Origin of the sequence: Mycolicibacterium rutilum (assembly GCF_900108565.1) — a bacterium.
GTDB classification, from domain to species: domain Bacteria; phylum Actinomycetota; class Actinomycetes; order Mycobacteriales; family Mycobacteriaceae; genus Mycobacterium; species Mycobacterium rutilum.
This window is the reverse complement of record NZ_LT629971.1, coordinates 2,446,857-2,459,123: the sequence shown is the minus strand read 5'-3', so window position 1 is coordinate 2,459,123 and position 12,267 is coordinate 2,446,857. Positions and strand designations below refer to the sequence as shown.

10 protein-coding genes, 1 tRNA gene and 4 pseudogenes are annotated in these 12,267 nt (G+C 61.0%); 13 read left to right on the top strand and 2 right to left on the bottom strand.

All coding sequences use genetic code 11. The features are described 5' to 3' along the window. The first annotated feature begins 93 nt into the window (after window positions 1–93). Window positions 94–912: a TIGR03621 family F420-dependent LLM class oxidoreductase gene (locus BLW81_RS12060; RefSeq protein WP_083410481.1), complete on the top strand. Its 819-nt coding sequence runs from the start codon at window positions 94–96 to the stop codon at window positions 910–912. Here the strand turns inward: BLW81_RS12060 and BLW81_RS12055 are convergent. Then, window positions 909–2,858, bottom strand: a complete 1,950-nt coding sequence (locus BLW81_RS12055; protein ID WP_083407380.1) for a flavin-containing monooxygenase — start codon at window positions 2,856–2,858, stop codon at window positions 909–911. The two genes, BLW81_RS12060 and BLW81_RS12055, sit on opposite strands and share 4 nt — an antisense overlap. 104 nt (window positions 2,859–2,962) lie before the next feature. On the opposite strand from BLW81_RS12055, the gene BLW81_RS12050 reads away from it, so the two are divergent. The 3 genes and pseudogenes from BLW81_RS12050 to BLW81_RS12040 all read left to right on the top strand — a co-directional run. Further along, window positions 2,963–3,202 (top strand): ANTAR domain-containing protein, encoded by a 240-nt coding sequence (locus tag BLW81_RS12050; protein ID WP_083407379.1) that lies wholly within the window; start codon window positions 2,963–2,965, stop codon window positions 3,200–3,202. 15 nt (window positions 3,203–3,217) lie between these two features. Beyond that, window positions 3,218–3,290: transfer RNA gene (locus BLW81_RS12045), tRNA-Arg, on the top strand. A 114-nt stretch (window positions 3,291–3,404) separates the two neighbouring features. After that, window positions 3,405–3,959, top strand: a pseudogene (locus tag BLW81_RS12040) (helix-turn-helix domain-containing protein); the annotation flags it as partial. A gap of 56 nt (window positions 3,960–4,015) precedes the next feature. Here BLW81_RS12040 and BLW81_RS12035 read toward each other — a convergent pair. Then, window positions 4,016–5,251 (bottom strand): IS256 family transposase, encoded by a 1,236-nt coding sequence (locus tag BLW81_RS12035; RefSeq protein WP_083407378.1) that lies wholly within the window; start codon window positions 5,249–5,251, stop codon window positions 4,016–4,018. Window positions 5,252–5,376: 125 nt separating this feature from the next. Here BLW81_RS12035 and BLW81_RS29340 point away from each other — a divergent pair. The 9 genes and pseudogenes from BLW81_RS29340 to BLW81_RS12000 form a co-directional block, all read left to right on the top strand. Continuing rightward, a pseudogene (locus BLW81_RS29340) lies at window positions 5,377–5,555 on the top strand (IS481 family transposase); the annotation flags it as partial. Between the two features lie 53 nt (window positions 5,556–5,608). Further along, window positions 5,609–6,955: an IS256 family transposase gene (locus tag BLW81_RS12030; protein ID WP_083407377.1), complete on the top strand. Its 1,347-nt coding sequence runs from the start codon at window positions 5,609–5,611 to the stop codon at window positions 6,953–6,955. Window positions 6,956–6,990: 35 nt separating this feature from the next. Continuing rightward, window positions 6,991–7,486 (top strand): annotated as a pseudogene (locus tag BLW81_RS12025) (integrase core domain-containing protein); the annotation flags it as partial. 97 nt (window positions 7,487–7,583) lie between these two features. Further along, window positions 7,584–8,279, top strand: coding sequence for a class I SAM-dependent methyltransferase (locus tag BLW81_RS12020; RefSeq protein WP_083407376.1), 696 nt, complete (start codon window positions 7,584–7,586; stop codon window positions 8,277–8,279). 161 nt (window positions 8,280–8,440) lie between these two features. After that, complete coding sequence (locus BLW81_RS12015) at window positions 8,441–9,151, top strand: SIR2 family NAD-dependent protein deacylase (RefSeq protein WP_197680365.1); 711 nt, start codon at window positions 8,441–8,443, stop codon at window positions 9,149–9,151. Continuing rightward, window positions 9,144–9,782 carry a non-canonical purine NTP pyrophosphatase gene (locus BLW81_RS12010; RefSeq protein ID WP_083407374.1) on the top strand — a complete coding sequence of 213 codons (639 nt, stop codon included), beginning with the start codon at window positions 9,144–9,146 and terminating at the stop codon, window positions 9,780–9,782. Before BLW81_RS12015 ends, BLW81_RS12010 begins: the two co-directional genes overlap by 8 nt. Further along, complete coding sequence (locus tag BLW81_RS30280) at window positions 9,764–10,696, top strand: DNA adenine methylase (protein WP_083407373.1); 933 nt, start codon at window positions 9,764–9,766, stop codon at window positions 10,694–10,696. Before BLW81_RS12010 ends, BLW81_RS30280 begins: the two co-directional genes overlap by 19 nt. After that, window positions 10,690–10,908: pseudogene (locus BLW81_RS30275) on the top strand (winged helix-turn-helix domain-containing protein); the annotation flags it as partial. The gene BLW81_RS30280 and the pseudogene BLW81_RS30275, both read left to right, overlap by 7 nt. 87 nt (window positions 10,909–10,995) lie before the next feature. Next, the gene (locus tag BLW81_RS12000; RefSeq protein ID WP_235632242.1) at window positions 10,996–12,222 is read left to right on the top strand and encodes a hypothetical protein; all 1,227 of its coding nucleotides are present in this window, start codon (window positions 10,996–10,998) and stop codon (window positions 12,220–12,222) included. Window positions 12,223–12,267: the final 45 nt, after the last annotated feature.

Genomic DNA, 12,267 nt, shown 5'->3' with positions numbered 1-12,267 from the left:
CTTCGATGATTCGAAGTCGGCGGCAGGTTTATGCCCAAGGCGCGCAGACTCCAAACATCCTTTGCCGACCTGCGATCGCCCTACGATCGGACCGTGACCAAACCCTTCCGATTCGGGGTCGGCCTGCAGGCGGGACGGCGGCAGGCCTCGGTGCAGGACTGGGCGCGCCGCGCCGAGGACATGGGCTACGACATCGTGCACGTCGCCGACCACCTGTACACGACCGCGCCGTTCCCGATGATGACCGCGATGGCGATGGCGACCGAGACCCTGCGCGTCGGCACCTTCGTGCTCAACGCGGGCTTCTACCGGCCCGCGCTGCTGGCCCGCGACGTGACCACGCTGCGCGACCTGTCCGCCGGGCGGTTCGATCTCGGGCTGGGCGCGGGCTACGTCCAGGAGGAGTTCGAACAGGCCGAGCTGCCGTTCCCGTCGGCCGGCCAGCGCGTGGACTGGCTGCGTCACGTCACCGAGCACATGGCCGAGCACGCCGCCGATGTGCCGATCCTCATCGCCGGCAACGGTGACCGGCTGCTGAGGCTGGCCGCGAAGCGTGCCCACATCATCGGTCTGACCGGCGGGGCGCCGATCACCGCCGAGTCCGATCCGCTGGCCGACCGCATCGCGTTCGTGCGCGAAGCCGCCGGTGACCGGTTCGCCGAACTCGAACTCAACATCGCGATCACCGCGCTGCCGACCGATGACTCCGGGCGTCCCGACCTGTCGATCACCCGCCAGTTCCTGCCCCACCTGTCGGAGGCCGAGCTGCTCGCCACTCCGGCGGTGCTGTCGGGGTCGCCCGACGAGATCGCCGACACGCTGCGCGGTTACCGGGACACCTACGGCGTCACCTACTTCACCGTGCAGCAGCGGCACGCCGAGGCGTTCGCGAAGGTGATCGCCGCGCTCTAAACACCCTGTGCGGCAGGGGCGCCCGCTGGTCGCACGGTGAGCTCGGACCAGTCGGGTTCGCGCACCGCGGCGTGGTACTCGTAGAGCTTCCACGGGCTGACGGTGTGGATCTCGCCGTGTGCGTTCTTGAAGTACGAGTGCTCGATGGACGGGTGCGACCAGACGGTCATCTTGATCGCCTCCTGCGAGCGGCGGCGCCAGTCCTCGGTCGCCTCGGGGGTCGGCTCGATCGAGTGCAGGCCGTCGGCGAGCGCGTGCAGGCACTGTCCGATGTAGCGCATCTGCAACTCGGAGTTAAAGATGAGGCTGCCACCGTGCGCCAGGTGTGTGCCGGGGCCGTAGGTGAGGAAGAAGTTCGGGAAGCCGGGCACCATGATGCCGCGGTACGCGTACGGCCGCTCACCCCACACATCGCGCAGGTCGGCCCCGCCGCGGCCGGTGATGCGCAGCGGCCACAGCACCTCGGTGGCGCGAAAACCAGTGGCGTACACGATGACATCGGCGGGGTGCTCGCGGCCGTCGGCGGTGACGACACCGGCCGGGGTGATCCGCTCGATGGGCGTGCGGACAAGTTCGACGTTGTCGCGGCGCAGGGTGCGCAGCCAGGTTCCGTTGTCCTGCAGTGTGCGCTTGCCCGTCGCCGGATAGTCGGGCAGCACCTTGGCGAGCAGGTCCTCGTCGCCGTCGACCTGGGTGGTGATCCAGTCGGCGAACATCATCCTCGCCGCGGCGTTCATGTCGCTGACGGCGTAGTCGGTCTGTTCGTAGCCGGGGTCGACGCGCGCGGCGTCGAGACCCTTGTCGGCGCCGGGCCACAGCAGCAGGAACCGGTACCAGCGGCTGTAGTACGGCAGATGTTCCATGGCCCAACGGGTTCCGTCGCCGACTTCGTCGTGGTACATCGGGTTCGGGAACATCCACTGCGCGGTGCGCTGGAAAACGTCGAGGTGTGCGACGTCGTCGGCGATGGCCGGGGCGATCTGGAAGCCGCTCGCGCCGGCACCGATCAGCGCGACCCGCTTGCCGGTGAGCCTGACGCGGTGATCCCAGCGTGCCGAGTGAAAAGACCGGCCTGCGAACGAGTCTGCGCCGTCGATGTCGGGCAGTTTCGGCCGGTTCAGTTGGCCGACGGCGCTGATGACCGCGCGGACGGTGATCCTGGAGACGCGGCCGTCTTTGGCGCGCACGGCGACGGTCCAGGTGCCGGCGTCGTCGTCCCAGTCGGCGGAGACGACCTCGGTTTCCCACCGGACGTGCTCGGCGATGCCGTGTTTGGTCATCACGTCGACGAAGTACTGTCGCAACTCGGGTTGTTCGGCGAAGTAATGGGTCCAGTTGTTGCTGGGTTCGAAGCTGTAGCAGTAGAAGTGGTTGGCGACGTCGACCCGTGCGCCCGGATAGGTGTTCTCCCACCAGGTTCCGCCGGGCCCCGCGTTCTTCTCGATGACGGTGAACGGCACCCCGGCCTGCTGAAGCCGGATCGCGGCCAGCAGCCCGGATTCACCGCAGCCGATGACGAGGACGGGAAGCTCGGCGGCCGCGTCAGCGTCGATGGGTTCGGGGGCGCGCGGATCGGCTCCGTCGAGGTCGAGTTCCTCGGTCAGCAGCGGCAGGTACTCGTCGCCGACGGGTTCGCAGGCCGCCCAGTCCATCATCTGCTTGACGACGTCCGCGCTCAGCGGGGCAGGCTCCGGGCAGCCGCGGTCGCGGTAGTCGGTGATCACCTCGAGCGCGTCGGCGCGGGCGCGGGCCTTGTCCTCGTCGGACATGAAGCCCTGCACCTCGTTGAGGAACAGGCCGGCCTGGGCGTAGTCGCGGATGAAGCGGGTGTCGCCGGTGATGTGGACGAGGCTCAGGAGCAGTGTCGGGACACTGACGTCCTCGAGCGCCGCCCGGATCTCGTCCGTGGGCGTCGTGAACGGCGTGCCCGCGTAGCGACTGCGCACGTGGTGTCCTCTCTCGACCGGCCCGATTACGGAACCAGCAGTAGCGTAATGCAGAGGGTGCGTTCGCGGTCGACGTTTGGCTCGGTCGGCAACGGGAATTGATCATGACCATGAGTCCCGGGACCGCGCTCGAGCGCGCGGAGGGCGTGTTGATCGCACTGCGCCGGTGCGCGGCCGAAGAGGCGTTCGCCGAAATCGTCGGGGCGGCGAGGCGGCACCGGTTGCCGACGGCGGAGCTCGCCACCGCCCTGGTGCGGCTGGCCGCAGGCGACGCGACCGATGGGGACGCCGGCTGCGCGGCCCGCTACGAATGGTCGTCGCTGCTGCACCAGCCCAGCCGGTAAGCTGCGAGCCGTTGCGCCCCCGTAGCTCAGGGGATAGAGCACGGCTCTCCTAAAGCCGGTGTCGCAGGTTCGAATCCTGCCGGGGGCACTTTTTTCGCTGTATTAGGTCGGTTGATGCTGGACATATCTGTTTCGGCTGATGCTGGACAGTGTTTCGGCTGATGCTTGTCAGTTGCTTCGGTTGACCCTTGACACTCCCTAGATGAGGGAGTTGAGCGTGGCTGAGCAGCGGTATCAGGCCGTGTTGGCGGTGATCAGCGATGGTTTGTCGATTTCGCAGGTTGCATCGAAAGCAGGGGTGTCGCGCCAGACGCTGCACTCGTGGTTGGCCCGTTACGAGGCCGAGGGGCTTGCCGGGCTGGTGGATCGGTCCCATCGGCCGGCGTCGTGTCCGCATCAGATGCCGGCCCGGGTGGAGGCGGCTTTGTTGGAGTTGCGCCGTACCCGGCCCTACTGGGGGCCGCGTCGATTGGTCTTTGAGCTGGGCAAACGTGGGGTGGAGCCGGTGCCCTCGGAGTCGGCGGCTTACCGGGCGTTGGTGCGTGCACAAATGATCGATCCGCATCGACGTGACCGGCGCTCGCGTAAGTGGAAGCGCTGGGAGCGTGCCGCGGCGATGGAGTTGTGGCAGATGGACATCGTGGGCGGGTTCGCGCTGGCCGACGGGACCAGTGCCAAAGCATTGACCGGGGTCGATGATCACTCCCGGATGTGCGTGTGTGCACGGCTGATGGCCCGCGAGCGTACCCGCGCGGTGGTCAAGTCCAGGGACGTGGTGTACGACGTCGTCGTGTGATTCTTCGATGTGGTCGTTTAGGCGGGCAGTGCCGCGGGGGTGGCCTCCTGTTCGGTCGGGGTGTCGTTGACGGTGCGTGATTTGCTCAGGACGTCGAGTCCGAGGTAGCGCCTGGATTCGGCCCATTCGTCGTGTTGTTCGGCCAGTACCGCGCCGACGAGGCGGATCAGGGCGTCGCGGTCGGGGAAGATACCCACGACGTCGGTGCGCCTCCGGATCTCCTTGTTCAGTCGCTCCTGGGGATTGTTCGACCAGATCTGGCGCCAGATCTGCTTGGGGAATGCGGTGAACGCCAGCAAGTCCGGGCGGGCTGCTTCGAGGTGCTCGGCGACCCTGGGGAGCTTGTCGGCGAGTGCGTCGATGATCCGGTCATATTGTGCGGCAACGGATTCAGTGTCGGGTTGGTCGAACACCGAATGCAGCAGGGTGCGCACCCACGGCCACGAGGCTTTCGGGGTGATGGCCATCAGGTTGGTCGTGTAGTGCGTTCTGCAGCGCTGCCAGGCCGCGCCGGGCAGGGTGGCGCCGATCGCGGCGACCAGGCCGGCGTGCGCGTCGCTGGTGACCAGTTTGACCCCGGACAGCCCGCGGGCGGTCAGTGACCGCCAGAACGTCAGCCAGCCGGCCCCGTCCTCGGCGGTGGTGACGTCGATGCCGAGGATCTCGCGGTAGCCCTCGGTGTTGACCCCCACCGCGATCAGGGCGTGCACGTTGACCACCCGGCCGCCTTCGCGGACCTTGAGCACCAGGGCGTCAGCGGCGACGAAGGTGTAGGGGCCGGCGTCTAAGGGTCGGGTGCGGAAGGCTTCGACGGCGGTGTCGAGTTCCTTGGCCATCACGCTGACTTGGGACTTCGACAGGCTGGTGATGCCCAGGGTCTCGACGAGTTTGTCCATCCGCCGCGTAGAGACACCGAGCAGGTAGCACGTCGCGACCACGGTCGTCAGGGCCCGCTCAGCGCGTTTGCGGCGTTCCAGCAGCCAGTCTGGGAAGTAGGAGCCGTGCCGCAGCTTGGGGATCGCGAGATCTAACGACCCTGCGCGGGTGTCGAATTGGCGATGGCGGTAGCCGTTGCGGGAGTTGGTGCGCTCGGTGCTGCGCTCGCCGTATCCCGCGCCGCACAGGGCGTCGGCTTCGGCGCCCATCAGGGTGTGGATGAAGGTGGCCAGCAGCTCGCGCAGCACGTCGGGGTGGGTGGTGGTGAGTCGTTCGGCCAGCACGGCAGGCAGGTCGATATTGTGGGCAGTGGTCATCGCGTTGATTCCTTTGCTCGAGTGACTTTCGCGGGTCTCTCGAAGAATCACGCGATGACCTTCAATCATTCGGCTACGACACGCCGGTACCGCTGATCAGGCCCGACTCGTACACCACTCTGCTGGACGCAACCCGCGCGGTCTGCGATGGTCTGCGCGCTGCGTTGGCGACCTATGGTGCGCCGGGGCAGATCTTGACCGACAAGGCAAGGTCTTCACTGGCCGGTTCAATCACCCTCCGGTCGAGGTTTTGTTCGACGCGATCTGCCGCGAGCACGGCATCGACCACATCCTGACTGACCCGGGCGTGTCAGATGGTTTGTGTAGCGGTGGCTCCTAGTGAATGGAGCAGTATCGATGGACATGACCACTGACGAGCCGATCTCGGGAGCTGACGCTGTTGCGGCGTTGCAGTCTGCGGGTGTTCTCGATGATGTGCTGGCCAAGATCGACGCGGGTCAGTTGCAGTTGACCGGTGAGGGTGGGTTCTTGCCCGAGATGGTCAAAGCCGTGCTCGAGCGCGGACTGGCCGCTGAGCTGACCGATCACCTGGGCTATGAGAAGGGTGATCCGATCGGGCGTGAACTGCCCAATGCTCGCAACGGCTTCACCGCCAAGACGGTTGCCAGCGAGGTCGGCGACGTCGGATTGGCGATTCCCCGCGACCGCGACGGCAGCTTCACCCCGACGCTGGTGCCGAAGGGCTCGCGGCGCCTCGGTGGGCTCGACGACATGATCATCTCGCTCTACGCCGGCGGGATGACGATCCGCGATATCCAGCATCATCTGGCCACCACGATCGGCACCGAGCTCTCCCACGAGACGATCTCCAACATCACCGACGCGGTCCTCGAGGAGGTCGTTGCGTGGCAGAAACGGCCGCTGGAGGAGCTTTATCCGATCGTCTATCTGGACGCGTTGGTCATCAAGGTTCGAGACGGTCACCAGGTCAAGAACCGGGCTGCCCACATCGCGGTGGGGGTCGATCTCGACGGGATCCGTCACGTGCTGGGGATCTGGGTGACCGCCAACGAGGGCGCCAAATTCTGGGCAGGTGTGTGCGCCGAGCTGGCCAATCGGGGCGTCAAAGACATCCTGATCGTCTGCACCGACGGCTTGACCGGATTTGCCGAGGCTGTCGAAGCCACCTGGCCTGCGGCCACCGTGCAGACCTGCGTGGTCCATCTGATCCGCAACTCGATGCGGTTCGTTTCCTACGGTCAACGCAAGGCCGTCGCGGCAGCGCTCAAGACCGTCTACACCGCCCCTACCGCCGACGCCGCAGCTGAGGCATTCGACGAGTTCGCCAACTCGGCTCTGGGACAGTCGAATCCGACGACAGTGATCGCCTGGCGCAACGCCTGGGAGCGGTTCATCCCGTTCCTGGCGTTCCCACCGGCGCTGCGGCGGACCATCTACACCACCAACGCAATCGAATCGTTGAACTACCAGCTACGCAAGATCATCAAGAACCGCGGTCACTTCCCCAGCGATCAGGCCGCGGTCAAACTGCTGTGGCTGGCCATCTGCAACATCGAGGACAAACGGGCCCGCGAACGACAGAAGTTCTCCGAGGACCCCCTCAGAACCGGCGATCGAACACGCAGTAAACGCCTCGTCGAAGGAGCACGCACCAACGGCTGGAAACAAGCGCTGGGCGCCCTGGCCCTGACCTACCCCGAACGCATCAACCCCTACCTGTAAATCAGCCACATACACAGAAATCTTGACAAGCTCCCGACAACGGCAAGGTCTTCACTGGCCGGTTTAATCACCCTCCGGTCGAGGTTCTGTTCGACGCGATCTGCCGCGAGCACGCACGGCATCGACCACATCCTGACCCAGCCGCGCAGTCCGACCACGACCGGCAAGATCGAACGGTTTCACCGTAGTCTTCGCGCCGAATTCCTCAGCGGCCGCAAACCTTTCACCAATCTGCGGGTCGCACAACAAGCTCTCGACGAGTGGGTGAGGTTCTACAACAGCGACCGCCCGCATCAGGCCCTGCAGATGGCGACCCCGGTCTCTCGCTTCGGCCAACAAGCGACCGTGGTATCGGCGCCTCCACCAGCGCAGGGCCTCAGCGATGAGCGCACCGGTTCGGATTGGGTGAGCCGCAAGGTGACCACCAACGGCGTGGTCTGCGTGTCCTGGCAACAGGTCAGCCTGGGCCAGCACTACGCCGGTTCGCGTTGCGACGTCCACATCGACGATGAACTACTGCGCTTCTACATCCGCATCGGGAAAGCCGGCCCGAAGTCGGCCCGCCGGTGCGGATCTCAAATTGCGCCTGCATGGGTAGAACACGGAATGCCACTCAGTGTTGGTAGACATGCCTGCACTTCCGTCGAACTCAACTGTGGTTGTGATAAAAGAGCCCATGGCCATATCGAGCAGCAATCAGCCGTCATCCACGGGCGCGTCAGGCCTAGGCGGGTACGACGAAGGCTACCGCGCCTGCCCACGGTTCTGGCCGTCACGTGTAGCGAGCGCGCTCGAGAATCTAGCCCAAGAGGCTGACCTACAGGATCTCAGAGTACTCGACCTCGGATGCGGCGAAGGCACGAATGCAGCGTGGCTTGCGAAAAGAGGGTGCCAAGTAACGGGTGTGGAAATTTCGGAAACAGCACTCGAGCATGCTCGACGACTGTGGCCAGACTCAAACGTCAACTGGGTCAACGCCGATTGCGCCGAATTTGAACTTGGAGACAAAGAATTTGGGCTTATCGTCGCGTACGGGCTGCTGCACTGCTTATCCATCGACGTTATTCCTCTAATAGTACAGCGGATGCAGACAGCTACAAGGCCGGGCGGCTGGAACGTATTGGCGACATTTAACGACCGTGCCCAAGACCTCAGAGGACACCCGGGTTTCAGACCGACGCTTCAGCCACATGATTACTACGTCTCCCTGTATGCGAAGTGGACGGTGCTCACCGCCACCGATCTTGACCTTCATGAATCACATCCGAACAACAACATCGCGCACAGTCACTCGTTGACACGCATCGTCGCAAGGCGCCCTTAATGAATTGTCAGCTACCCCGCGACCTTAAAGCGCGATATAAGGAGGGACGCCTAATTCCCTTCATCGGAGCCGGCATTTCGATGTCGGTAAGTTGGGAGACGCCCGACGGAAAATCACATCGCGGACCTTCTTGGAAGGAGCTGGTAGACCAGGCGGGGCGCATGATGGGATTCGAGGATCCAGAACTCCTGCGAGTTCGCGGATCCGATCTGCAAATACTCGAATATTACCGAATCAAAAGTCATCAGCAATTAGCCGAGCTTCGAAACTGGTTCCTCAACGAAATGAGAGCACCTGATGAGGCGCTACGCGACTCCGCGATTCATACGGCCTTGGCGCAATTAACGAACTGCGATCTATTTTACACCACAAACTACGACGACTTCATCGAGCGGAGCTTAGGGCTCCACGGACGCATGGCATATCCGGTGGCGGTCGAATCTCACATTGCCTCCGCAATGAAAAAGAAAGCAAGTGGCACCGTGGCGGACGCGGTTGAAATTGTGAAGTTTCACGGAGACCTATCAAACCCAGAGCGAATGGTGCTTTCTGAATCCGACTACGAGCGCCGGTTAAAACTTGCCGAGGTCGAAGATCAGCGACTGCTCTCAGACGTTCTTGGTAGAGCCATCCTTTTCTTGGGCTACAGCTTCCGCGACTGGAATGTGTCCTATCTGTTTCGAATTGTCAACGATCAGTTTGGACCCCTGCCCCTCGCTGCTACAGGTCGCCGCGCTTATATAGTTGTCGCCGACCCCTCAGATTTCGAAGCTGAACTATTTAGGGCGCGAAATATCGAGGTCATTCCGATTAGGTCGTCCCACCGTACTGAGGACACAGTAAAAATTATAGAGGGATTGGCAGATGCCTAAGCTCACCGTGAACTACGTGACATCTAACAGATTCAAACAAGAAGAAAACGTAACATTTAGGCAAATGGCTACATTACCGGACGGTTCATCGATCGACGACATATTCGACTTCCGCATACGTGAGTTGTCAATTCCTGAGACACTCGAGGTGCGCATCGAGGCGATGGTCACAGAGGAAGTGAAGCAGGCTTACGCACAACTCAAAGTGCCCTGCATTGTGGAACATGCAGGCTTGATTTTTGACGAATACCGTAGCCACAGCTATCCAGGCGGACTGACTAAACCCATGTGGAATACGTTGGCAGAGAACTTCATTGAAGAGACCCGGTCTTCTGGGAGAAAAGCTGCAGCGAAAGCGGTCGTAGCATATTGTGACGGTATGAAGGTGTACACATTCGAGGGAGAAACACAAGGCACGATCAGCGATGCACCTCGAGGCGACCGAGACTTCTACTGGGACACAGTCTTCGTTCCCACTGGCGACAATCCGGACCAACTGACTTACGCTGAAATCGTCGAGTCATTCGGACTGGAAAAGAAAATCCAGATGTCTCAATCAACAAAGGCCATGCTCGCGTTCTTGACGTGGCGTAGGACAAACGAGCCAGATTTGTGGCAGATCACCTACTGAAGGCGTCAAACGTTAGACAACAGCTGCGGCCACTGCTCAAATGGGCAGGGGGCAAACAATGGCTAGCGCCATCTTTAGCCCAGCTATACAATATATCGGCATCTACAAGGCTGATTGAACCGTTCGCCGGAGGGGCGGCTCTGTACTTCGCTGCCGGCCCCGAGCGCGCGGTGCTCGGTGATGCAAACCGGACCCTCATATCAACGTATAGGACGCTGACTCGCCACCCGGCCAAAGTGTTTGCTGAATTGGGTGACATGCGTATCGATGCGGATACGTTCTACCGGATTCGAGCAGAGCGGCCAGCTCTCAAAGCGAGAATCGCTGCGAGAATGATCTACTTAAATCGGACAGCATTCGGCGGAATATGGCGAGTTAACGCACGAGGCGAATTTAATGTCCCGTATGGATGCAAACCCGAGACTTCCTTACCAACATTACCTACTTTACGAGCGTATAGCATCGCACTAAAGAGAGCCAAATTCTACGCCTCAGACTTCGAAGAGACTTTCTCTGAGCCGTCTGGACCGGCGGATTTCATATACTGCGATCCGCCGTACACCGTCACGCACAACAACAACGGATTCCTACGGTACAACGAGACGATATTTCGATGGAATGACCAACTTCGTCTTGCCGATTTGTGCAACAGCGCGGCGAGCAGAGGCAGACGAGTTGTTGTTTCGAACGCCGCGCATCGTGATGTGATTAGACTATACGATAAGAGCCTATTCTTCGGCTTCGTAATTCAGCGCAACTCCAACTTAGCTCCGCAGATCGAGTACCGCAAGCCTCAAGACGAATTACTGCTGGTATCAAAGTCGTTAGGATTCACAAGGCAGCGCATCAGCAACTTACTCCAGAAGATGGAACTGCTTCAAACGACACCCCGCTCTAGGGGGCTTCGGTGGTAAGTCAATTCTTGGCCATTGCGGAGATCGCGATACGCGATCACAAAACGCCGATGAGCGCCAAGGAAATTTATGACTACGGACGCGATAACGGCCTATTCTCAGATTCTATGTCGGGCCGGACTCCATGGCAAACACTGAAGTCTAAGTTAAGCGTTCATATCAGAACACGGGGCGAGGATTCTACGTTTGTACGTACGTCTCCGGGGCGATTCTTCGTGCGCGACCTCCTAAAAGAAACGTCAAATAGCATTTATGAGAGCGAACCATGGCGCCCACCGCCGTCCAATGAACGAGTCGTTGTGTTCCACCATCTGGAGTTACAGCGACTTGGTCGCTTCCAGGGCATAAAGCGGGATGCTGACGATTACTACTCAGCGCTTTTCCGAGGGGCTGCGTGTACCGAGCTGGACCGTTCCTTCGCCGAGTCAGATGACGATCACAAGCAGGTTCTCACCTATATCCTTGTCACACGGGGAGATGAGGTCTTGTGTTACCAGCGAGGTAGCTACAACCGAACGGAAGACATGCTTCGCGGTTTGGGGTGCGTGGGGTTCGGCGGACATGTAAATGCCGAAGATCGCGATCTCTTCGCGGACGATGACGCTGGGATACTAAGAGCCGCGGCTCGCGAGCTTAACGAGGAGTTGAAGCTTCCGACAGCTGACAAGCTACGGCTAGCAGCGAACAAAGGTATCAGGGTGATCGGCCTCCTCAATGACGACTCATCCCCTGTTGGTCGTAGACACTTTGCTGTGCTGCTCGAGTATAAGGTGTCGGACGATTCATACTGGGACAGTCCACAGCGAGGCGAAAAGTCGATCAATCAGCTGCGATGGCTAAGACGAGGAGAGAATGTAGACCTCGTCCGATTCGAGTATTGGTCACAGCTGGCGCTCCGAGTATTCGCCCCTCATCTGGTCGCTGAGGGCGCAGCGTTTCATGTGGTCCGCAAAAAGCCGTTCCTCCAGCCCCACATTATGTGCGTTGTCGGGCCAATCGGTAGCGGCAAAACGGAAGCTGTCCAGCTCCTTCGCGAGAGTTATGGATACGTCGAAATCAACAGTGGCAAGGTACTCGCAAAACTGATGGGAGTAGCCCCTGTGCCCGAAACTGACCGGGTGACTTTCCAAGCCTTGGCGGTGGACTTCATAGTCAGCGCTGACGGCCCTGCCCGACTTGCGCAAGCGCTGGCCAAGGAGGCCCACGATACGGACGCGGGCCGAGTAATCGTTGATGGAATTAGGCACGTAAGTACTTACCAGCGCCTGAAAGCGCTTAGTGACCTTAGAACCAACATCGTCTATGTGATGACTCCCGTCGACATCGCGTATGAGTTCTACAGAAGGCGCGAGAACCCTGACGTGGACTTCTTGAAGTTTGCTTCACTCCGCGAATCTGAGGTTGAGTCAAATGTACCGCACTTATTGAAACTTGCAGATGCAGTTCTTTATAATTGGACCGACAAAGATCAATATCTTTCGGAGGTTCGCAAGTTATTGGAGGAAGTGGGAATCAGCGCCGAATAGCCGATGGTGCTGGCTTTGGACCACCTTCAAGGCGGACCCCGGGGA

What these genes read in the sequence shown, in the direction of transcription:
- BLW81_RS12010 (WP_083407374.1), top strand. Translation starts at nt 9,144, where the DNA reads ATGCCTAAGCTCACCGTGAACTACGTGACATCTAACAGATTCAAACAA.
- BLW81_RS12050 (WP_083407379.1), top strand. Translation starts at nt 2,963, where the DNA reads ATGACCATGAGTCCCGGGACCGCGCTCGAGCGCGCGGAGGGCGTGTTG.
- BLW81_RS12035 (WP_083407378.1), bottom strand. Translation starts at nt 5,251, where the DNA reads ATGACCACTGCCCACAATATCGACCTGCCTGCCGTGCTGGCCGAACGA.
- BLW81_RS12020 (WP_083407376.1), top strand. Translation starts at nt 7,584, where the DNA reads ATGCCTGCACTTCCGTCGAACTCAACTGTGGTTGTGATAAAAGAGCCC.
- BLW81_RS12030 (WP_083407377.1), top strand. Translation starts at nt 5,609, where the DNA reads ATGGACATGACCACTGACGAGCCGATCTCGGGAGCTGACGCTGTTGCG.
- BLW81_RS12015 (WP_197680365.1), top strand. Translation starts at nt 8,441, where the DNA reads ATGATGGGATTCGAGGATCCAGAACTCCTGCGAGTTCGCGGATCCGAT.